The organism is Shewanella sp. SM68, assembly GCF_025653925.1.
Classification (GTDB): domain Bacteria; phylum Pseudomonadota; class Gammaproteobacteria; order Enterobacterales; family Shewanellaceae; genus Shewanella; species Shewanella oncorhynchi.
Genome location: NZ_JAKKRU010000018.1, coordinates 39,438 through 59,889, shown reverse-complemented (window position 1 = coordinate 59,889; position 20,452 = coordinate 39,438). Strand labels below are relative to the sequence as shown.

18 protein-coding genes are annotated in these 20,452 nt (G+C 44.8%); 6 read left to right on the top strand and 12 right to left on the bottom strand.

The genetic code is table 11. The annotated features are described in order from the left end of the window. Positions 1–2 precede the first annotated feature (2 nt). Positions 3–1,601: a bifunctional phosphoribosylaminoimidazolecarboxamide formyltransferase/IMP cyclohydrolase gene (gene purH / locus L5M40_RS21095; protein ID WP_012090362.1), complete on the bottom strand. Its 1,599-nt coding sequence runs from the start codon at positions 1,599–1,601 to the stop codon at positions 3–5. Positions 1,602–1,953: 352 nt separating this feature from the next. Between purH and zntR the strand changes: the two genes are divergently transcribed. Together zntR and L5M40_RS21085 are read left to right on the top strand one after the other, a co-directional pair. Then, a complete protein-coding gene (zntR, locus tag L5M40_RS21090; protein WP_113939245.1) occupies positions 1,954–2,454 on the top strand; it encodes a Zn(2+)-responsive transcriptional regulator in 501 nt (166 codons plus the stop codon). A 2-nt stretch (positions 2,455–2,456) separates the two neighbouring features. Beyond that, positions 2,457–3,962: an SO_0444 family Cu/Zn efflux transporter gene (locus L5M40_RS21085; protein ID WP_263257198.1), complete on the top strand. Its 1,506-nt coding sequence runs from the start codon at positions 2,457–2,459 to the stop codon at positions 3,960–3,962. Between the two features lie 163 nt (positions 3,963–4,125). On the opposite strand, the gene L5M40_RS21080 is transcribed toward L5M40_RS21085, so the two are convergent. After that, entirely contained in the window at positions 4,126–4,827 is a 702-nt protein-coding gene (locus L5M40_RS21080) for a pseudouridine synthase (protein WP_263257196.1), read from the bottom strand. 261 nt (positions 4,828–5,088) lie between these two features. Further along, the gene (locus tag L5M40_RS21075; RefSeq protein ID WP_173496227.1) at positions 5,089–6,255 is read right to left on the bottom strand and encodes an MFS transporter; all 1,167 of its coding nucleotides are present in this window, start codon (positions 6,253–6,255) and stop codon (positions 5,089–5,091) included. Positions 6,256–6,866: 611 nt separating this feature from the next. On the opposite strand from L5M40_RS21075, the gene L5M40_RS21070 reads away from it, so the two are divergent. Then, entirely contained in the window at positions 6,867–8,267 is a 1,401-nt protein-coding gene (locus L5M40_RS21070; RefSeq protein WP_168827785.1) for a DASS family sodium-coupled anion symporter, read from the top strand. A gap of 162 nt (positions 8,268–8,429) precedes the next feature. On the opposite strand, the gene L5M40_RS21065 is transcribed toward L5M40_RS21070, so the two are convergent. Together L5M40_RS21065 and trxC are read right to left on the bottom strand one after the other, a co-directional pair. Beyond that, the gene (locus L5M40_RS21065; RefSeq protein WP_263257194.1) at positions 8,430–8,864 is read right to left on the bottom strand and encodes a hypothetical protein; all 435 of its coding nucleotides are present in this window, start codon (positions 8,862–8,864) and stop codon (positions 8,430–8,432) included. Positions 8,865–8,921: 57 nt separating this feature from the next. Then, entirely contained in the window at positions 8,922–9,344 is a 423-nt protein-coding gene (gene trxC / locus L5M40_RS21060) for a thioredoxin TrxC (RefSeq protein WP_113939239.1), read from the bottom strand. 234 nt (positions 9,345–9,578) lie between these two features. On the opposite strand from trxC, the gene L5M40_RS21055 reads away from it, so the two are divergent. After that, on the top strand, positions 9,579–9,914 hold the full coding sequence (locus L5M40_RS21055; RefSeq protein ID WP_263143341.1) for an FKBP-type peptidyl-prolyl cis-trans isomerase: 336 nt from the start codon (positions 9,579–9,581) through the stop codon (positions 9,912–9,914). Between the two features lie 142 nt (positions 9,915–10,056). Continuing rightward, positions 10,057–11,034, top strand: coding sequence for a diguanylate cyclase domain-containing protein (locus L5M40_RS21050; RefSeq protein ID WP_263257192.1), 978 nt, complete (start codon positions 10,057–10,059; stop codon positions 11,032–11,034). Positions 11,035–11,158: 124 nt separating this feature from the next. Here L5M40_RS21050 and L5M40_RS21045 read toward each other — a convergent pair whose 3' ends face one another. The 3 genes from L5M40_RS21045 to L5M40_RS21035 form a co-directional block, all read right to left on the bottom strand. Continuing rightward, on the bottom strand, positions 11,159–11,503 hold the full coding sequence (locus tag L5M40_RS21045) for a cytochrome c3 family protein (protein ID WP_105250378.1): 345 nt from the start codon (positions 11,501–11,503) through the stop codon (positions 11,159–11,161). Positions 11,504–11,572: 69 nt separating this feature from the next. Next, positions 11,573–13,252, bottom strand: a complete 1,680-nt coding sequence (locus L5M40_RS21040) for an FAD-binding protein (protein WP_219253133.1) — start codon at positions 13,250–13,252, stop codon at positions 11,573–11,575. Between the two features lie 652 nt (positions 13,253–13,904). Beyond that, on the bottom strand, positions 13,905–15,143 hold the full coding sequence (locus L5M40_RS21035; RefSeq protein ID WP_263257190.1) for an OprD family porin: 1,239 nt from the start codon (positions 15,141–15,143) through the stop codon (positions 13,905–13,907). A gap of 279 nt (positions 15,144–15,422) precedes the next feature. Here L5M40_RS21035 and L5M40_RS21030 point away from each other — a divergent pair, with 279 nt between their 5' ends. Beyond that, on the top strand, positions 15,423–16,142 hold the full coding sequence (locus L5M40_RS21030) for a FadR/GntR family transcriptional regulator (protein ID WP_263204286.1): 720 nt from the start codon (positions 15,423–15,425) through the stop codon (positions 16,140–16,142). Here the strand turns inward: L5M40_RS21030 and L5M40_RS21025 are convergent. From L5M40_RS21025 to L5M40_RS21010, 4 genes are all read right to left on the bottom strand, one after another. Continuing rightward, positions 16,139–16,543: a DUF1850 domain-containing protein gene (locus L5M40_RS21025; protein ID WP_263204285.1), complete on the bottom strand. Its 405-nt coding sequence runs from the start codon at positions 16,541–16,543 to the stop codon at positions 16,139–16,141. The genes L5M40_RS21030 and L5M40_RS21025 overlap by 4 nt on opposite strands. Before the next feature lie 45 nt (positions 16,544–16,588). Then, positions 16,589–18,622 carry a TRAP transporter permease gene (locus L5M40_RS21020; protein ID WP_263257188.1) on the bottom strand — a complete coding sequence of 678 codons (2,034 nt, stop codon included), beginning with the start codon at positions 18,620–18,622 and terminating at the stop codon, positions 16,589–16,591. Positions 18,623–18,730: 108 nt separating this feature from the next. Then, positions 18,731–19,687 (bottom strand): TAXI family TRAP transporter solute-binding subunit, encoded by a 957-nt coding sequence (locus L5M40_RS21015; protein WP_105250372.1) that lies wholly within the window; start codon positions 19,685–19,687, stop codon positions 18,731–18,733. A 279-nt stretch (positions 19,688–19,966) separates the two neighbouring features. Beyond that, on the bottom strand, positions 19,967–20,089 hold the full coding sequence (locus L5M40_RS21010) for a hypothetical protein (RefSeq protein ID WP_105250371.1): 123 nt from the start codon (positions 20,087–20,089) through the stop codon (positions 19,967–19,969). Positions 20,090–20,452: the final 363 nt, after the last annotated feature.

Sequence of the window (20,452 nt, the reverse complement as noted above, 5' to 3'; positions counted from 1 at the left end):
TATCAATGACGGAAGTGGCGCATGCCTGTCATCACCATGGCCATGCCGTGCTCGTCTGCTGCTGCGATGATTTCAGCATCGCGCATTGAGCCACCCGGTTGGATGATGCAGCTAATGCCCGCAGCCGCTGCGGCATCGATACCGTCACGGAAGGGGAAGAAAGCATCGGATGCCATTACAGAGTTCACCACTTCTAAGCCTTCATCGGCGGCCTTGATGCCAGCGATTTTCGCGCTGTAAACGCGGCTCATTTGGCCTGCGCCGACACCGATAGTCATGCCGTCTTTGGCATAAACAATGGCGTTAGATTTAACGAATTTCGCCACTTTCCAGCAGAACATTAAGTCTTTCAGTTCGCTTGCCGTAGGTTGACGTTTAGAAACCACTTTGATGTCTTCTAAACCGACCATACCTTGATCGCGATCTTGCACCAGTAAGCCGCCGTTAACACGTTTGTAGTCTAAGGTTTGGGTCTTAGTATTCCACTGACCACATTCTAATAAACGTACGTTGGTCTTTTTCGCAACTACATCGCGCGCCGCTTGGCTGACGCTTGGGGCGATAATCACTTCAACGAATTGACGCTCAACGATCGCACTCGCCGTCGCCGCATCTAATTCGCCGTTGAAGGCGATAATGCCACCGAAGGCTGAGGTTGGGTCAGTTTGATAAGCGCGGTTATAGGCATCGAGTAAGTCTTTACCTAAGGCCACACCACAGGGGTTAGCGTGTTTAACGATAACGCAGGCGGGTTCCAAGAATTCTTTTACACACTCAAGAGCGGCATCGGTATCGGCAATGTTGTTGTAAGACAAGGCTTTGCCTTGCAACTGAATCGCGGTAGCCACAGAAGCTTCATCAATTTTAGTGTCAACATAGAAAGCCGCTGCTTGATGGCTGTTTTCGCCATAGCGTAAGTCTTGTTTCTTCACTAATTGGGTGTTGAACGTGCGTGGGAACTTAGAATCAGCAAAGCATTCGTCCGTGCTGTGTGCAGGAACCATAGTACCGAAGTAGTTGGCGATCATGCCATCGTAACCCGCAGTGTGCTCAAAGGCCGCAATCGCTAAATCGAAACGCGTCGCATGGGTCGTGCTGCCATTGTTAGCCGTCATTTCTGCCAGTACGCGTGAGTAATCAGCGGCATTAACGACTATGGTGACGTCTTTGTGGTTTTTTGCCGCTGCGCGCACCATAGTTGGGCCGCCAATATCGATATTTTCGATAGCGTCTTCTAAGGTACAACCGGCTTTAGCTACAGTTTCAGCGAAGGGATAAAGGTTAACCGCAACCAGATCGATGGCATTGATATTGTTGTCGGCCATCACGCTTTCATCAAGACCGCGGCGCGCTAAAATGCCGCCGTGCACTTTAGGGTGCAGCGTCTTAACGCGACCGTCCATGATCTCAGGGTGTCCTGTGTAATCAGATACTTCGATAACAGGCACGCCGTTATCCGCTAACAGGCGAGCGGTGCCGCCAGTCGATAACAATTCTACACCTTGGGCGTGAAGTGCTTTGGCGAACTCGAGAATTCCGGTTTTATCTGAAACGCTTAACAGCGCGCGACGAATGGGTCTGGCATTATTTGCAGCAGTCATTTGGGTACAGGGTCCAGTTATTTTAGTTTCAAGGATCTTTCGGAAAACAGAACAGCCTTAACGCTGTACTGCTTTCCAAAAGTCCCTTGGTCCTATTTTTACTTTATTAGTTAACTTTTTATCCCTTCGTCACAGCGCGCGTATTCTAGCGTAAAACTCGATTTACGGGTGTTTTTTCTGCGTGATTTCACAATATTCATATCAGAACAAAGCGGCATTGCCGTCTTGGCTTTCAGTAAAGTTAAAATTACCTCTTGACCTTGGAGTAGGCTCCAAGGTTTATACTTGCATTATTGAGTTGTATGCTGGAAATGATCCCTGAGTTGTGGGCTATTTCGCAAAGGATGAAGACATGTATCGTATTGGTGAATTGGCGGATTTATGTGAGGTGAAAGCCGACACGTTAAGATTCTACGAGAAGCACGGCCTACTCGCGCCGTCGAGCCGTACTGAGTCTGGCTATCGAGTATATACCGAGGCCGATGCTGCGCGATTACGCTTTATTTTACGGGCGAAAGCTGTGGGTTTTACCCTCAATGAAATCAGTGAATTGCTGTCAATTGAACTCGATAAATCTAACCGAGTCTGTGCCGATGTAAAAGGCATGGTTGATTGTAAATTGGCTCAAGTACAGGCCAAAATTGCTGAGCTGAATCATTTTCAAGCGAGTTTACAAAGCTTGTCTGATGCTTGCTGTGGTGGGCCACGTAGCGCCGAACATTGCTCTATTTTAGAGGCGTTGGAGTCCAGCACTGAGCGGGTACGCGTTGAGCATCACTCTCATAATGTAAATCAGTACCAAGCGCACCAGAATAATCACGGCAAAGCCATTTATGAAGAGTCAGGGAATTAATTATGTTATTGAAGAATTTTATTGATCTGTTTTTAGACTCGGCGCCTTGGTTATTACTGGGCCTGATTTTAGCTGGGCTATTAAAAGTATTCGTGCCAATGGCGTGGATGCAAAAGCAGCTCGGTGGTCACGGTTTTAAAACCGTAGTGAAAGCGGCGCTGCTTGGCGCACCTTTACCTTTGTGTTCTTGTGGCGTTATTCCTGCGGCGGTAGGATTGCGCCGTTCTGGTGCCTCTAAAGCAGCAACGACTTCCTTTTTAGTGTCGACGCCAGAAACGGGCGTCGATTCAATCGCCGTTTCCTACGTGTTACTCGGCCCCTTTATGGCGATCGTCAGACCGATTGCAGCGATTACCAGTGCGATTGTGGCTGGCTTACTCGTTGGTCGCGATGATGACGATGGCAAGTCAGTGGTTAAGGTAAATACTCAATCAGATAAGCCATTAGAGGGGGAGGCGTCAGTGGCGTCTTGCTGTGCCTCAAAATCAGTGGCTCAGCCAGAGATGGTAAAAGCCGAAGCGGTTAAAAGCTGCTGCTCATCGACTACGCCTACGATAACGCCCGTAAAGTCTTCCTGCTGTGGTAATAACGGTGTTGATGCACCTGCAGCCGAGCCAAAGCCGAAGATCAAAATGACGCCTATGGCGGCGCCGAGCTTAATGGCGGGTCCTTCAAGTGTTATGGCTGTTGGCGGTCAAACCATGGGATCTGTTCAAACTATGGGTTCTGTGGTCAAGGTTAACGCTGCTAAAGCAGAAAGCGTGGGGTCATGTTGTGGCAGTCAAACCACAGAGCCTGAAAAAATAGTGGTGGTGAAAAAAGGCGCTTGCTGTGGTGGCAGTGCTAAGGATGCTGAGCAGGTTAGTGCTAACACTGCAGGCGATAGCTGCTGTGCGTCTACTCAAGATATGGCGACTGAGTTTAAGTCGCAATCGGTACTCAGTCGTATCGGAATTGGCCTTAAATATGCGGCAACGGATTTAGTGCGTGATACTACGCTGTGGCTGCTGGTGGGCTTATTTTTCGCAGCTCTGGTACAAACCTATGTGCCGGCTGACTTTTTAGCTAAATGGGGCGATGGCATTCTGGCTATGCTAGTGATGGTGCTCGTTTCTGTGCCTATGTATATTTGCGCGACCGCATCGACACCGATTGCCGCTGGATTATTACTGGCGGGAGTGTCACCGGGTGCTGTACTCGTGTTTATGATGGCAGGTCCGGCAACCAATATCGCGACTTTAGGCATAGTGGCTAAAGAGCTAGGTAAACGTGCGCTGTGGGGCTACCTTGGCGGTGTGATTGGCGTGGCCTTAGTGGCCGGTATGTTGGTCAATTATCTGGTTAATACCTTTGGTTTTGTGGTGATGCCACAAATTGGTGAAGAGCACCAAATGTTACCTCAATGGTTAGTGGCAACCTCTGGCATATTGCTGGCGTTACTCATGGCAAAAGTGGTTTTTGAGAAGATCCCAAGAAGCTGGGTTCGCCGCAACGATTGCTGTTCTTAGTCGATTCATATTCCACCAAGCAGTATCAAACAAATAAACATCCCAGTGTTGTTGCTAACACTGGGATTTTTTATGGGATTGATTTGCAAACCTATCAGTATTTGTTTGCTTTTTTATTGTCGATAAACGTAGGCGGCCTGTCGGCTTCAGCCTTGTTAATTGATTAGGATGTGAAGGAGCTTATCTCCGCCAAGGTTAAGTTGCGCCATTTCCCTACATCGATATCTAAGGTCACTGCGCCAATTTGCGCCCTGTGTAGGGCAACCACTTTATTGCCCACGGCGGCAAACATCCTTTTGACTTGATGAAACTTGCCTTCGGTGAGCGTGAGTAGCACGGTTTTTTCATCCACTTGCTGCAGTATTGCTGGCAGAGTGAGGGCGGTTTCGCCCTGTAGATTTAGCCCTGCGGCAAACTTTGCGGCTATGGCTGCAGTCGCTTCGCTGTTGAGTGGATCTCGCAGTTGGACACGATAGATTTTTTCGCACTGATATTGAGGTGAGATAATATTAAACGACCAGCGGCCATCGTCAGTCAGTAGCACTAAGCCTGTGGTATCAGCATCTAGGCGGCCAACGATGTGCAGGTCAAATGCACGTTCGATATCGAGCAGATGAAATAGCGAAGGGTAGGCTCCATCCACATTTGAGCACAAGGTATTAGCAGGTTTGTGCAACATGATATAGCGAGATGGGCGTGGCGCTAGCGGCTTTCCATTAAGGCTGACAGTATTATTTTCATGTACTTGCATCGCGCAGTTTGTCGCGATAGCGCCATTGACTGTGATTGAGCCGTTAAGAATGGTGACTCTTGCGGCTTTGCGATCAAGATCTGTGCTTTTACAGAGGAATTTATCGAGGCGCATAGTGAAATCTCAGGAAAAACAGTCAGCACAGGTGTTTAAGTAAGCTGCATTATCGCGACTTAGGGAGGATAAGCAACTGCCCTGTCTGAATGTTAAAACTAAGCGTACTGATTTTTAACGTTATGCCCTTTGTGGATCATCTTGCTGTTCGTTTTGTGTTGATTTGACCGCAGATGTTTTCTATTTGAGCCACTCGATGAGCATGTCGTTTATTAATTGGCTGCTTATTGAGTCGCTGTGCAATGTATTTTATGGGACTTGTTAAGGCGAGGAAAAACTTGGCTTTGTATTAATAAGTAATTGAGCAAAAATGTAAATACTGCTCAGAATACAGCATATGCCTAAATAAATGAGTAAGCCGAACTCCGTTTGGCCAAAACTGCTGGCAACTAATGGGCCTATCACTGACCCCACCGAATAGCTCAGCAGCATCACTTGAGTCGCTGAAACAATTTGGCTAGCAGGCAAGTCGTCACAAGCTAAGCTGATTGCAATCGGGTAAAGGGCAAAAGCGCTTGCGCCAAGCAATAGAAATCCAATAATCAGCGTCATATTTGAATGCTGAGTGAGCAGCAATAATGCTGCGACACCCAGTAGGCAAAAGCTTACTATCAAGCCACTTTTATTAACTCGAGGAGATAAATAACTGACTAAAGGTTGTACTAGCATGCCACCCACTATGATGAGGGCCATAAATTGTCCTGTTTGCTGATCAAGCCCCATATCCAGTGCCACATAGATGGGAAGTAAACCATAGATAGGGCCAAGCAATAATCCAGAGACTAAACATCCCATAATGGCAGGCTGACTTAGGTTTTTTAGCGCAGACAATGACATTGATTGTTGTTCGCTTACCTGAGGTTGACCGCGTTTTACCAGTAGCGCGGGTAAACTTGCCGCGGCTAATAATCCCATGATCACTAGGTAAGGTAGATTGCCCTTTGTACCTAAATAATCAATGGCTAATTGTCCTAAGGCAGTGCCTCCATAAAGCGCTGTCATATAAAGTCCAAGCCGCTTAGCGCGTTGCTTTTGGGTATCGGCCATTAATAGCCATGATTCAACCACCACAAAAATCCCTGCAACCGCAAATCCCGCTATAAGTCGAGAGGCTAACCAGACTCCACTTTTGGGGATTAATATCATAGCGACAACGCTGCAAAGAAGGATATTCAAAAAAAGGATAAAGGCTTTACTGTGGCCGATACGGGCAACAACAGGAGCAATACAAGGCGCCCCCAGTAATAAACCTAAATAAAAAATACTGGCCAGTAATGGAGCAAGTGAGGTGCTGAGTTCGAAAAAAGTGAGCGACAGTGGGATTAAGCTCATTAAGTAGCCTGATGCCAAAGCAAACAAACTTAACCCTGCTACGGGGACGAAAAGGCTGGGCTTTTGAGCCGACTGAGTTAAGGCAATTTTTTCCACGGGCGGTTCCGAAAACAGACAAATAATATACAGCTGGCGGGGTTGCGGTCGCGACTTTAGGCTGGATCGCTGACAGGGTAAAGTGAGTTAGATTGACTGTGGTGGTGAATAATATTTGTGTTTACGATTCATGTAGATATTGGGTTTTCTATGTTGCTTTGTTGCAATACGTTTGTGTTGTTCGCTTGCTGTTCACTGCGTCGCAGTTTTAGTGCACATTCAACGATACCTAGATTCGATTTAGCGCTACACACATTCAATTTTGTGCCAAATTTGGGGAATAATACCTAATCCTACCAATGATCAGAAGGTATGATTAATTAGTTTATTATCACCTTGGTAGAAAGTGTGGCGTGATCTATGTCTCAGTTTTAAACATTAATTAAATTACAACGTGGGCAAGGTTTTGTTCGATCTTTGTCCGTTTGAAATTTTAAAACAAAGGTGTCGATCAGAATTTGGTGATTATTGTCGCTAATCGGCCGTTTGTGCGTGCTAGCTCAGCAATAAATGTTGTTGCCAAGTGATAAAATTACAAAATAAACCGCTTTGCCAAGTGTGATCTATGCCCTAAATTTGCGTCAAAATAAAATGGTATTAAGGTTGTAACCATGTCTTTAACAGATTCAAGTACTGCTCCACCTAATAAAGCTCCCGTCAGCGAGGGGCTCGATAAGAAAAAAATGCTGATCCTAGTGGCTGATATTGTGCTGTTATTTGCACTTTATTACGGTTTACCTTTCGAACAAGGGGTGAATACTGGGCTGGCCATTTTGTTCTTTGCCGCGATTCTTTGGCTGACCGAAGCGATTCACATCAGTATCACTGCGATTCTCGTTCCTATACTCGCCGTATTCTTTGGGGTGTTTGAAACCAAGGAGGCAATGAGTAACTTTGCCAATCCCATCATTTACTTATTCTTTGGTGGTTTCGTATTGGCTGCGGCCTTGCATCATCAAAAGATTGATACCCTCATAGCGCAAAAGCTGCTGCTAGCCTCTAAGGGTAAACTCAGTATTGCCTGTTTGATGCTGTTTGGAGTAACTGCGCTGCTATCGATGTGGATCAGCAATACCGCGACCACGGCGATGATGTTGCCATTGGCACTCGGGATTTTGCAGCAGCTCGACCGCGAAAAATACCACAGCACCTATGTATTCTTACTGCTCGGTATTGCCTATTCGGCCAACATCGGCGGTATCGGTACTTTAGTGGGGAGCCCACCGAATGCGATTGCTGCGGCTCAAGTGGGCTTAAGTTTTAGTGATTGGCTGAAGTTTGGTATTCCAACCGTTATCCTCATGCTACCTATGATGTTGATTGCCTTGTATTGGTATTTTAAGCCTGATCTTTCTGCCAAATTCGATGTGAATGTTGAAGCTCAGAAGCTGACATTTCAGGGGAAATTTACTCTGCTTATCTTCCTGACTACCGTATGTTGCTGGATTTTCAGTGTACCGTTAGCTAAGGCATTAGGTGGCATCACTCAGTTTGATACCATAGTCGCCTTAGGTGCCGTCGTTTTACTCTCGGGCTTAGGTTTGGTCGGCTGGAAGAAAATTGAATCGACCACAGATTGGGGTGTACTCATATTGTTTGGTGGTGGTTTAACACTGAGCGCAGTACTAAAAACCACTGGCACCAGCGTATTTTTAGCTCACTGGATGACAGATATTTTCGGTAGCACTCACATGTCGTTGTTCGTCTTTGCTGTGATTGCTTTTGTGGTGATGTTGACTGAATTTGCCAGTAACACCGCCAGCGCTGCACTATTAGTGCCTGTATTTGCTGCGATTGCTGAGGCATTAGGCATATCGCCTGTAATGTTATCTGTGCTGATTGGTATTGCAGCTTCTTGCGCCTTTATGTTGCCGGTGGCGACACCGCCCAATGCTATTGTTTATGGTTCTGGCCATATCAAGCAATCGGAAATGGTGCGAGTGGGTATGATCATCAACTTTATCAGTATGATAGTCTTGGGTATTATCGCCCATACCTTCTGGGATATTTAACACTGATATAGTTCATGGCAACTTTGTGTTTCAACGTTGCCGCTAGAATAGTATTCGCCTTATGAAGAGCATAGGGCGGATACGCATTTTTCCTAGCAGAGTCGTCGTACCGAGTTTTTGGGCTTAGTGTTTCGAAGTTTACTCTATGCTTATGTTTTGCACTTAATCTGAGGTTAAGTTGCGACTAAAAGTATTTGCGCTATAAATTGCTTGATGTTGATAACGTAGATAAAAGATTTCTTTTACGTTGATGATATCAATCTGTTCAATGTCATTTTTATATAATACGGGAGCGGTATCGCCTTCAGTGACATTAACGGCTTGTAAAATAATAGGCTTATCTGTCATGGCAAAAAACACTTCTGCTTGCTGTAAATTCTCTGAAAGATAAACATAAGCTGTCTGCGGCTCGGCAGAATTATGATCACTGCGAGTAAAGGCTATCCCTTGTTCGAATGGACGAATGCATTGCTTAGTGTCATCGTTCCAAGTCCCTCCCTTGTCGAGACAAGTATCAATTGTGAGATGTTGTTGTAAACCCCATCCTGTCACCACTAGCAAGAGCACTGCGCCCAGTAAGAACATTGCTTTTTTCAATTTTCGTTACCTTTACAAATTAGCTCGGCTGAGCGTTTGTATCTTAGCTCAATCCTCTTATTTATAGGCATTTAACCATTGGTTTAACGCTGAGGAGGGCAAAGCTCCGGCTTGCTGGGCGAGTATGTGGCCTTGTTTAAAAATCATTAAGGTTGGAATAGATCGAATATTAAATTGAGCCGCGAGGGCTTGCTGTTCTTCAGTATTGATTTTACCGAAGCGAAATTGAGGCTCCCATGTCTTAGCTGCTGCAGAAAATATGGGCGCAAAACTTTTACAGGGCCCACACCAGCTGGCCCAAAAGTCAACGACAAGGGGAAGCTCTGATTTATTAGCATGGTTGGCAAAGTTTGCGCTATTGAGTTCAATTGGCGCAGCCGTAAAGACACTGAGCTTACATTTACCGCAAGTGGGTTGTTGGTTTAAACGCTCATCGGGAACGCGGTTTAACGTATCGCAATGGGGGCAGGCAATAATCATAGTAAAGCTCCAAAATAAAACGTTTATACGACTTATATATTGGGCTAACCGATAGTAATTTAAAGGGCGAGTGATGATGTTATCGCCCATGATGACTTTATTATTAAGGATTAAGCAGTGAACCGAGCTGCAGAAATGTTTAGATTGTGCCCACAAGCCCGCTCGTCGGTGATAAAATCCCGCGCAAAGTTGAATATCACGCCCTAAGTGCGAACAAGAAAAGAGAATGAAGATATGACTGAATTAGAAGTAATCGAGCTGCAAGTGGGCGAAGGAAAAGAAGCGGTAAAAGGCGCACTGATCACCACCCAATATCGTGGATTTTTGCAGGATGGTACCCAATTCGATTCATCCTATGATCGTGGTCAGGCGTTTCAATGTGTAATTGGTACTGGCCGTGTGATTAAAGGCTGGGATCAAGGTATTATGGGGATGAAAGTCGGTGGCAAACGTAAGTTGTTAGTCCCAGCTCACTTAGCCTATGGCGAGCGTCAAGTGGGTGCTCATATCAAACCAAATTCTGATCTCACCTTTGAGATCGAATTGCTCGAAGTGCTGACTCGCGACTAAGCGTGACAGGACTGCGAGAGTCTGTGTAAGCTCGATTGAGCCAATATGATTCTGGCTCATCTTGCACTCCTCGCTATGTTTCTTCGGCATTGGGTGATTTACACTGGACTCAATTTTCCCACTTAAAGGAAAGAGATTTGTCGTGGCTTCGGATACTGCAGCAGAGTTAATTGCGCAACTTCAGGCTGAGATCGCTCAGCTAAAAAGTGAAAACGCTCATTTAGCAGCGTTGAATTATCGTGCCGAAGAAAAACTCTTTGCGGCCCTCGATGGTAATGGCTTATGTCTATGGGAACAGTATATTCCAAGCGGAAATTTAACCATATTTAACATGCGCTGGGGTGAAATGCTCGGGTTTAGTCCTGAAGAGTTTGCTGCCCATGTTGATATCTGGAAAAGTAAATTACATCCAGAAGATAAAGAGTGGGTGATAAAAGCCTTTGAAGATCATGTGAATGGTCAAGCCGATTACTATCAAGCAGTTCACAGAATGCTACACAAAGATGGCAGCATAACCTGGGTGTCCGATCGCGGGCGTATTGTCGAGCGCTTAGCTGATGGAACACCACTGCGAATGATGGGCAGCCATATCGATATTACTCAAGAAAAGCGCTACGAAATAGATTTAGCCCGCTTAGCCCACAGTGATCCACTCACCAACTTAATGAATCGCCAAGCTATTGCCAAAGTATTCGATGAATCCTCGCTACCAGGTATTCGCGGTGCGTTATTTTTTATCGACCTTGATGGTTTTAAAGCGTTAAATGACCGTCACGGCCATAAGTTTGGTGACAGCCTGTTGATGCACGTTGCGCATACTTTGGTATTTCACGCAGGTGAATTCGCGCAGATCGCACGGTTAGGGGGTGACGAGTTTGTGATATTACTGCCGTCATTTGATCGTGAATCTTTAGGGGCGCTCGCACAATCTTTGCTCGATGTTTATCGAGATAAATTCCTGCTAGAAGGTTGTGAAGTGGAGGTAGGCCTGAGTATCGGTATTGATATATTTGGCTCTGGTGATAGTTTTGCCGAGAGTTGTGATCGCGCGGATGCCGCCATGTATCGCGTGAAACACCAAGGAAAGCATGGATATTGTTTTTATCAGTCGTCGGAATAATGATCCAAGCCTGCAGATCTTAGTAATACTTCATTTAGATTTGATTACAGTGCCTTATTAGAACAAAAAACCACCTTTAATGGTGGTTTTTTGTTTTTAGCTTTTTAAGCTTATTTTCATCAGCTTATGGAGTTACAAAATTAAATGGTTGATGGCAACTGACACAATAGTTTTCAGATTTTTTGTGTACATGGTGGCACTTACTGCAATCAGTTTCGGTGTCGAAGTGGCGATTTTTATGGGGATTGGTTGGTTTTACATCCGCCGTTTTTTCCGCTAATTTCTTAGTGTTGTGGCATTGTACACACTTGAGCATAGGGACGGCTTGTCGTTCTTCTGCACCATGGCAGCTTGCACATTTAAGGCCTTTCGCCATATGAGTTTGATCGAGTAAAGTACTCTCTTTAGCGAACGCGCTGCCAGCGAAAATACCCAAAATAATAGCCAATATAATTGTTAAGTTTTTCATTGTTTGATCCCATTATTCATTTCACAGGATGCCAAAATGTGAGGCATCCATTATTGATGACTATGTGTTCTATAGTTTTGCTACATATTTGCCCGCTAAATAGCCGAAGGTGTAGCAGCGACCTAAAGACAAGCCAAATACCGTTAATGGGTAGTCAACGCCACCATAGAAACCTGCTCCTAGGTTACCAACAATGAATAAACCTGGAATTTCCTTACCATCGGCATCAAGTACTTGGTGGTTGTCGTTAACGAGAATTCCTGAACATAAAGTAGAAATACGCATACGACGGTGAATACCGTAAAACGGTGGTTTGAGCACTGGTACCATTTTGCTTCTAGGTTTACCGAAGTCCTCATCTTTACCTTTTTTGCACAGCTCGTTATAACGGTTAACGCTGGCAACAAAGGTTTTTGGATCGCACTCTAACTTCACAGCCAATTCTTCTAATGTGTTAGCTGAATGGGTGTTGATCAAAGAGGGAAATACTCCTGTTTTCTCACCAGGAACTTCAGGCATATAAACTTTAAGCTCTTCAGGAGAATAGAGGTGGCCAGGCCAATCCTTCGCTTGCGTCATATAGTCAGAATCAAATACTTGTGAGTAATGCCCCGCATTCTGCTCATCTTTCAAGTAGTTATTCATTAGAGACATCTCAACCTTCTCATTCACAAAGCGCTCACCTTTACGGTTTACCGCTAAGAATGGCATGTCACACATGGAAGCCGGGCCGGCATCGAAGTCGTGCAACATTTTGGTATGTCCAACAGGTTCGATAACGCCGCCAGCCCAATAGGCCATAGCAAAACCGTCACCGGTACGATCCATTTGTTTACGTTCAAAGTTTTTCAGTTCGGGGATGAAGAAGTCACACATAGCTTTGTTATTTTGATAGTCGCCAGAGGACAGAATGACACCTTTCTTCGCCATGTATTTGTGGTACTTACCATCACGAGTTTGAGCAATGACGCCGATGACTTTTCCTGACTCATCCTGGATTAATTGTTGTGCAGGAGTATTAAAGAAAAACTTAACGCCTGCTTTTTCTGCTGTTTTAGCTAATGCGCGCATAGCATCACCCGTGGTGTAGGGTTTAGGGCCGCAGAAAGAAGTGATAAAATTTAAACGGTCATCAGTATCAGCAATTCCGCGAATACCGTGCTGCACTTTGGTACCTTGGTCAACAATCTGGCCGCCACCTTGTTTCACTCTATCGATAACCCAAGTGACAGCTTCACCTGAATTGTAAGCCCATTGCTTAAGAAGACCGGGATGTGAACGGTGCGCGTTATCCGCCATTAAACGGCTAACTAAAGCTTCAATTGCTGATTTATCACTGTTTTTCAGGTCAATTCCTGAACCAGTGTTTCCTTGAGAGACAGGGATGGCTTGCTTTTGTAAACACGCAACGGTTGCACCACTTTCTCTGGCTGATAGAGCCGCAGGCACACCAGAAGCTCCAGCACCGACGACGACAACATCAAAGGTTTGGGTTGTTGCAATATCTTTATCAGCAATAGGTTTTGGCTTAGGTAGAAAATTGAGCGTTGCGCCGCCAATTTCGCCATATTCAGTGCCAACTTGAAGGGGTGCAGCACTCGCTGAAGCAATACCAAGACTTGCAAAGGCTAAGCCACCACTTCCCACTGCAGCTCGAGTTAGGAAACTTCTTCGAGATATACCATTTTGCAGGACGCTAGCAGTGTATTGATCGATTTCTTTCGGTTTCTGTGAATGCTCTTTACTCATTTTGATACTCCTTGGGTCCTCATTGCTAAGGTCGATATGACATCGTTAGCAACGACAATGGATCTGGCCATAACCGCATGTGATTTGTTTGCTTTAAAAACTAGAAGTGCAGTTGTGTGAAAGTGATTAAATTCTCATTCATTAACAACATACGTTTAAATGTATGACATATGACAATAAACCAAAAGAGGTATTAATTACATCTTTGCAGTGCTTCACAAAATGCTGGAGTTTTGAGCTGTTAATATGATTATTCTTTTTGAAACAAGCTAATGTAGGACTTTCTTTATTAAATAATGCAGTGAATTTTTTGAGGAAGATGTATTTCTTAAATACAGTGATCAAAATAAAATATGTGTTGTTAAGCTATTTCACTACATATATTTAGTGTTCTAGGTTTACGGGAGTTAATTGTGGTAATGAGGCGTTAGAGTCATCGTTATTTCCGCATCCGCTAAATAAGACACATGAAATAGCCATGGCTGGAATAATTAAGAAATTATTTTTTCCATTTTTGATCTCAATAATTAAGTCAACGCATTCACCGCAACGTTTAAATGGAGATGAGAATTTTGCGGTGTAAAAACCGGGTGTATCCAACAAGGCGCGATACACCCGCATTAAGTTTGGTGCAGGGGAGTTGTATTTGTGACTATTTACCTAAGGCAAATTTATAAGTGACATATAAACGCAGATCGTCAAGATCTTCAGCTTGATCAAAATCGACCATGGCATAACGCGCCTTAAGACCTAGGCCCGATAATATGCCTGAAAATTTATAGGCGATTGAAAAGTTTGTTTCATTAAAATCTGACGCAGTCCCCTCTGGCACATCGTACTGCCCATAAAAGGCATAGGCTTCTAATCCACTCGCCCCTAATTTTTCAAAGTCATAGGCCAGCTTTAACGCGTTGACCTCTTCATTCGCCCGTGCAGATTGATATACCTGTTGAATGACCACTTTTTCATCGCCCCATGGGGTCAGCACTGTGTCATCCCCGGTTTTGGCGTACATATAAGTGAGATCTGCCCCCGCCAATTTGGCGCCTAGATGGAAGCCATATTGATAGGTATCGAGTGGGCCGCCGGTTTCATCACCTATTGCCTGTTGAGTTAAATAGGAAGGTGTTAAGTACAAATTCGTTGGACCAACATCAGCGGCTAATTTCACTTTGGCATAGGTTTGATTGAAAACATCTTCCATGCTGTAGTGCCAAAGATGGGCTTCAGTTTGGACTGTTTTAAAGGGCAATTGATATTTAGCACCTAGGGCATAAACTGGGTTATCGGCAACATCTGCCACAATACCCGCTCTTGCTAATTCGCTTTGTACCGCCTCTTTTACGGATACGAAGCTATTGTCAGACCACCCCATGGAATCTGTAATATAGAGTGCTGATAACGTTAGATTGTCAACACTCTTATTTTCTGCTGAAAAGCCGCGAAAAGTTCGTGGGATCGCACGAATGTCATGGGGATTCATCATTGGTGTGCGCAGTTCTTGTGCACCTAATTTGAATTGAGTATCCCACCAATTACCTTGGACAAAATACTCCTGTAAACGGTTGACGCTGTCATGGTCGCCAGCGGCATCGCGAGCAACTAGGCCGTAGACATCATCTGAATCATTGGTCCAAATGGGATTTGCAGATGCGAAGCTGGTCCCAAAACTGAGGCCATTCACTTTTGCGGTATTGTAATAAAACAGTCCGCCAAATGACGTATCGTGTTTAGTGTTCGTCGTATTATCAAAGTCACGGGTAAAATCGAATAAGCGTAATTCTCCTTTTAACGTACCTTGGCTAAACATTTGATCAATGCTGGTATCTGCTGTAGCTGGAATCGCTAGCGTAGATAGCACAAGCAAAGATAAATAAGATTTTTTCATCATCATCTTCCCTATTATTAGTAAGCCCTGATCAGAATTGTCTGAGCTAGTTAAAGAAATTATGTTTAACATTCTTAGGTTAAATGTATGACGTATGACTAATGTCGACAACGAAGTTAAGATGAATATGAGAAACTAGTTACGAAATTCGCACAGATGTTACTTGGATCAACAAAGATGAATGTTTTTTCATCACTAATGTAGGAAAGATGAGAGTACTTTTTCTGCGTTAATGCGGTTTTATGCTAGTATGGCGACACTAAGCATATTTGGGATAATCAAGTGCATATCTTCAAGCCAATTAAGCAGATAAGAGCATCGAGTGAAGTCGGGCAGCAACTGAAAAATGCTATTTTAGACGGCGAATATAAGGCTGGCGATAAATTACCCTCTGAGCGCGAATTAATAGAATTATTTCAAGTTAGTCGCACTGTGGTGAGAGAGGCGATCAAGAGCCTCGAAGCAGGTGGATTAGTGGAGATTCGCCAAGGTGCAACAGGCGGCGCATTTGTTAAGCACTTAACCTTTGAACGTTTAAGTGATGCTTGCCAAGATTTATTTCTAATGGGGAAACTTTCTCTTCCTGAACTGTGTCAAGCACGCATGCTGATTGAGCCGCAAGTGGCTAGAATGGCTGCTAAAAATTGCACTCCAGAGCAAGCTAAAGCTTTGCAAGAGGCGAATCGTCATGAAAGTGACTCATTGGCTTATCCCGAAACTGTCATATTGCGATCTCAAGTACATTATTTGCTCGCTGAAATGTCTGGAAATCGCTTTTTAGAAGCGATCGTAAAATCCTTGTTGGTTTTATTAAGTAATCAAACGACTAAGTTTCAGCCACCGACTGATGAAATTCATCCTTTAGGCTTGCATGATGTCATTGTCGAAGCGGTTATCGCAAAAGATGGGGCGAAAGCTGAGGCCGAAATGTTTGCACACCTTGAGGATTTTAATCAGCGCCTAATAGAAATTGAGCGTAAATATATGGATAAACGTGCTTAAGGCAAAGAGTTGCAACCCCAAAGTTCAACCGCGGCAGTTTGTTTGTTGGGTACGCCAATCCAATGACTCATGGCTTGGCATTGCACTTTTCCTGAGATTTGAGTGAAGCAAAGTTCAAAATCCCCTGCTTCGGGCGTGCGACCTAAGCGCAACACAGGCAAAATGGGCAGCTTGGGCTGATAATGCCAGCTGCCATTTTTAAGATAAGCATCATCTGGGATTTCCATTCCAGCACCCGTACCTTTCACTCTTGCTTCGACCAACACTAATCCTTGTGGCATGACGTTATAGTCTTCCTCCCAGCGAATTTTTTCTATGCTGTGGTTCCATGCCAAGGTGAAGTTGTCTGTGGGCACTTGGGCCCACAGTGTGCCCGCTAGGCCTAAACACAGGCCTAGCATCTGTTTACCTTCAAAGACTGATTAACGACCAATAATCTCAAGAGCTTATCCTTGCTCTGCGAGACGTTTGAGTTTGCGTGCTCGCCAGCTGTGTTGCACGATAAATAGCAGCGCGAGCCCAAAGCCAATTTCATCACTCAACGGCGTAGCAAGAATTAAGCTCGCACCCGCAAGGAAGCCGATAACGCGTTCCCACCAGTAGAGTTTTTGTAATAGATATCCGGTAAAGATGACGCCCCAAATACCAATACCCACAGTCGCTTTTAGCAGGACAAACCTAGTGGCTAACCAGCTATCACCTTGAAGCATCAAAGCGGGATCGTAAACCGCCATAAAGGGGATCACAAAACCTGCAATGGCGATACGGATTGCCCAAAGGCTGATCTTAAGGCCTGATTCCTTAGCGATTGGCGCCGCGGCAAAACAGGCTAAGGCAACGGGAGGCGTGAGATCGGCCATGATGCCGAAATAAAATACAAACATATGCGACACAATCAGTGGCACACCGAGGTCGAGTAATGCGGGAGCGGCAATCGAGCTAGTAATAATGTAGTTAGGGATTGTGGGGATCCCCATGCCGAGTACTAGGCAAGTGACCATAGTTAACACGAGTGATAAGAACAAGTTATCTTGGCCAACGGCAAGAATATAGCTCGCGAAGGTCGAGGCAATTCCTGTCAGTGACACTATGCCGATAATCACACCGACTAAAGCACAGGCGATACCCACAGGCACGGCATGACGGGCGCCTTCTACCAGTGCATGCAAGCAGATGGTGAGAGTATCTCTGCCGCCTTTAATAAACCAACAAATGGCGACTAATAAGGCGATAACCCCAAATACGACCCCGATCCCGAGTTGGAAGAAGCCAGCGCAAAGGATGCCAAGGGCAATCCAAAAGGCAATGCGCATTGCCATTGAGGAAAGCCGCAGTACTATGGCTGAGCCTAAAATTACTATCGATGTGAGGGCGAGTCCTACCATGCCTGAGAACAGCGGCGTTCTACCCGAAAACAGCAAGTAGACTAAAATAAACAAGGGGATAAGGAGATACCAACGCTCTTTAATTGCCGCCCATGGATTAGGGCACTGATCTTTAGGCAGACCACAGAGATTGGCGCGTTTGGCTTCTAAATGAACCATCCAAAATACGGAGCAGAAATAAAGTAGCGCAGGGATCAATGCCGCTTTGGCTATCTCGATAAAGGGGACGTTAATGGTTTCGGCCATGATAAAGGCCACCGCGCCCATGATCGGCGGCATGATTTGGCTGCCCATACTCGATGTTGCCTCTACCCCGCCGGCGAAGGCTGGGCGATAACCGAATCGTTTCATGAGTGGAATGGTAAATTGGCCCGTTGTGACCACGTTGGCAACACCTGATCCTGTAATCGTCCCCATCAATGCCGATGATACTACCGCAACTTTTGCTGGACCGCCGAGCTTGTGGCCAAATAATCCCATGGCAAAGTCGGTAAATAAACGGATCATTCCGGCTTGTTCTAAAAAGGAGCCGAAGAGAATAAACAGGAATATATATGTCGCCGACACATAGGTTGGTGTGCCGTATAACCCTTCGGTACCGAAGGCTAATTGATTGATGATCTGATCGAATCCATAGCCGCGGTGCATTAAGTCACCGGGTAAATATTGGCCAAATAAGCCATACATCAAAAAGATGCTACAGATGATAGGTAGTGCCCAGCCCATGACTCGGCGCGCTGCTTCAAACACTAATACGATCAAAGTGATACCTATCACTATATCCGCATCGATCAGATCGCCTGAACGTTGAATTAAGTCGGCTTCGAAATACCACTGATAAGCCGCTGTGGCCATGCCAGCTAGACCGAGTAGCCAAGCGAGTGGCTGCCAAGGCTGAGATTTTCCTCTAGCGGGATAACTTAAAAAAACCACTAACAGTAAAAAGCCCACATGGGTGGCACGCAGTACTTGAGTCGAGACGGGATGAAAAGCGGCAGTGATGATTTGAAAAATAGAAAAAATTAAGGCTGTATAAAATAGAGCCTTGGGCCAATCGCCAGTATTTGCGCTGAGACCTTGTTGGGGATCACTCATATTATGCCTCACAGCATTAGACTACAGAGATGATATAAACGAGATGCCGTTATTTAACGGCATCTCAATTGCTTAGTTTGGAATAGGATGCACAGATATCAGTAAAACTTAGAGTGCACCAACTTCTTTGTAATAACGTTCTGCACCTGGGTGCAGTGGTATTGGCAGATTTTTCGTCGCTTTATCTACGCTGATGGTCTTCGCGGCGGAGTGCGCGTTACCGAGTCGGTCTAAGTGCTCGAACATGAGTTTTGTCATCTGATAGGCTAAATCATCCGATACACCGCTTTGAGTCACCAGTAAATTTTGAATGGCGACGGTAGAAACGTCGGTGGTTTGGCCTTCATAGGTGGATGCTGGGATCACGCCATGTTGATAGGCGGGATTGTTAATCTTAGCGATCACATCTTCTGGAATTTCAACAAAGTTGATTGCCATAGTCGCAGCTAAGTCACGGATAGCAGCCATGCCGAGACCGGAAGATTGTAACGTGGCGTCTAATTGACGATTTTTGATTAGCTCAACGGATTCGGCATAGGGTAAAAACTCGACTTTCCCCATGTCTTCGTAACTTAGTCCCGCAGCCTTGAAAATCGATCTGGCATTGAGTTCTGTCCCTGATTTAGGGGCACCCACTGAGATACGTTTTCCTTTTAAATCGGCCAAGGTTTTAATACCAGACTCTTTATTGGCGACGATTTGAATGTAGTTAGGATAAGCCGAGGCAAGTACTCGGATTTTATCCAGCGGCGTTTTAAAGCCTGCATCAATATCACCTTGATATGCTGCTGCGACTGAATCACCTAAAGCGAACGCTAATTCGCCACGACCCGCTTGCAATAAATTGAGGTTTTCTACTGAGGCTTTAGTTGCTTGAACTGAGGTTTTAGAACCTTCTATTCCTGTGCCATAGAGTTGCGACAGCGCAACGCCAATAGGGTAATACACACCACTGGTGCCGCCTGTGAGAATGTTGATAAAGGCGGGGGCAGCAGCCATAGCGGCAGCACTGAGTGTGAGAGTCACTGCTGCGCCGACGGCGACAAAACGTTTTTTGATTTTCATTATGAAATATCCTTATTTTTTATAGTGTTATGTAGGGTCTTTCGAGCGGTAAATACCGTAATCAGCTCAATATAACTACATAAAACCTGGAAAAGGTCAATTAGGCTATAGTCGATAGCTGCTACTTTTGTATCACAAAACTGAGATCTGAGACTGTTTTGAGCAAGGTTGTATTGTGAGGTAAAACTTGGTTGGTTCAATGAAGCGGGCAATAAAAAGGGCTAACCTAAGTTAACCCTATTTGTGTTATTAGAGGACAAACCTCCTAATAACAAGACACTATTTAGTGTTATCTAAGAAACCTTTAGTTGCGTTTTTCGCATGTTTTGCTGCTCTTTTCTCTTTAGGAGACATCAGCGGTTGTTTCTTCGATTCTTTACGGTTTTTTTGCTCTTTACTCATATAAAACTCCATGTACTCTTTGGTTATTCATCAGGCTAATCATGTAAGCCGTACTTAATTGAACCTATTCCATGACGTCCTGATTGAAGCGAAATTTTTATCTCGAATTACAACATTTTAAATTACAAATATCTAAAATCATTGATAATTATCTGTGAATTTATTTGCCTCAATGAGCGATTACAGCAAAATAATCTTATCACCGAATTCCGTACCATGATCCATCTATCACTTAGAATAATTAATGCTAATGCTAGCGTTAACCTGTATAAGAAATATGCGAACAAGGACACAGTACCTCTATTTTCGTCATTGTTTGTGGTTTTAGTGGGCCCTAATTGGAGGCATAACTAAGTACCATAT

Bases quoted from the DNA above. Each gene is read 5' to 3' on its own strand.
- purH (WP_012090362.1), bottom strand. From the start codon at position 1,601: ATGACTGCTGCAAATAATGCCAGACCCATTCGTCGCGCGCTGTTAAGC.
- zntR (WP_113939245.1), top strand. From the start codon at position 1,954: ATGTATCGTATTGGTGAATTGGCGGATTTATGTGAGGTGAAAGCCGAC.
- L5M40_RS21085 (WP_263257198.1), top strand. From the start codon at position 2,457: ATGTTATTGAAGAATTTTATTGATCTGTTTTTAGACTCGGCGCCTTGG.
- L5M40_RS21080 (WP_263257196.1), bottom strand. From the start codon at position 4,827: ATGCGCCTCGATAAATTCCTCTGTAAAAGCACAGATCTTGATCGCAAA.
- L5M40_RS21070 (WP_168827785.1), top strand. From the start codon at position 6,867: ATGTCTTTAACAGATTCAAGTACTGCTCCACCTAATAAAGCTCCCGTC.
- trxC (WP_113939239.1), bottom strand. From the start codon at position 9,344: ATGATTATTGCCTGCCCCCATTGCGATACGTTAAACCGCGTTCCCGAT.
- L5M40_RS21055 (WP_263143341.1), top strand. From the start codon at position 9,579: ATGACTGAATTAGAAGTAATCGAGCTGCAAGTGGGCGAAGGAAAAGAA.
- L5M40_RS21045 (WP_105250378.1), bottom strand. From the start codon at position 11,503: ATGAAAAACTTAACAATTATATTGGCTATTATTTTGGGTATTTTCGCT.
- L5M40_RS21040 (WP_219253133.1), bottom strand. From the start codon at position 13,252: ATGAGTAAAGAGCATTCACAGAAACCGAAAGAAATCGATCAATACACT.
- L5M40_RS21035 (WP_263257190.1), bottom strand. From the start codon at position 15,143: ATGATGAAAAAATCTTATTTATCTTTGCTTGTGCTATCTACGCTAGCG.
- L5M40_RS21025 (WP_263204285.1), bottom strand. From the start codon at position 16,543: ATGCTAGGCCTGTGTTTAGGCCTAGCGGGCACACTGTGGGCCCAAGTG.
- L5M40_RS21020 (WP_263257188.1), bottom strand. From the start codon at position 18,622: ATGAGTGATCCCCAACAAGGTCTCAGCGCAAATACTGGCGATTGGCCC.
- L5M40_RS21015 (WP_105250372.1), bottom strand. From the start codon at position 19,687: ATGAAAATCAAAAAACGTTTTGTCGCCGTCGGCGCAGCAGTGACTCTC.
- L5M40_RS21010 (WP_105250371.1), bottom strand. From the start codon at position 20,089: ATGAGTAAAGAGCAAAAAAACCGTAAAGAATCGAAGAAACAACCGCTG.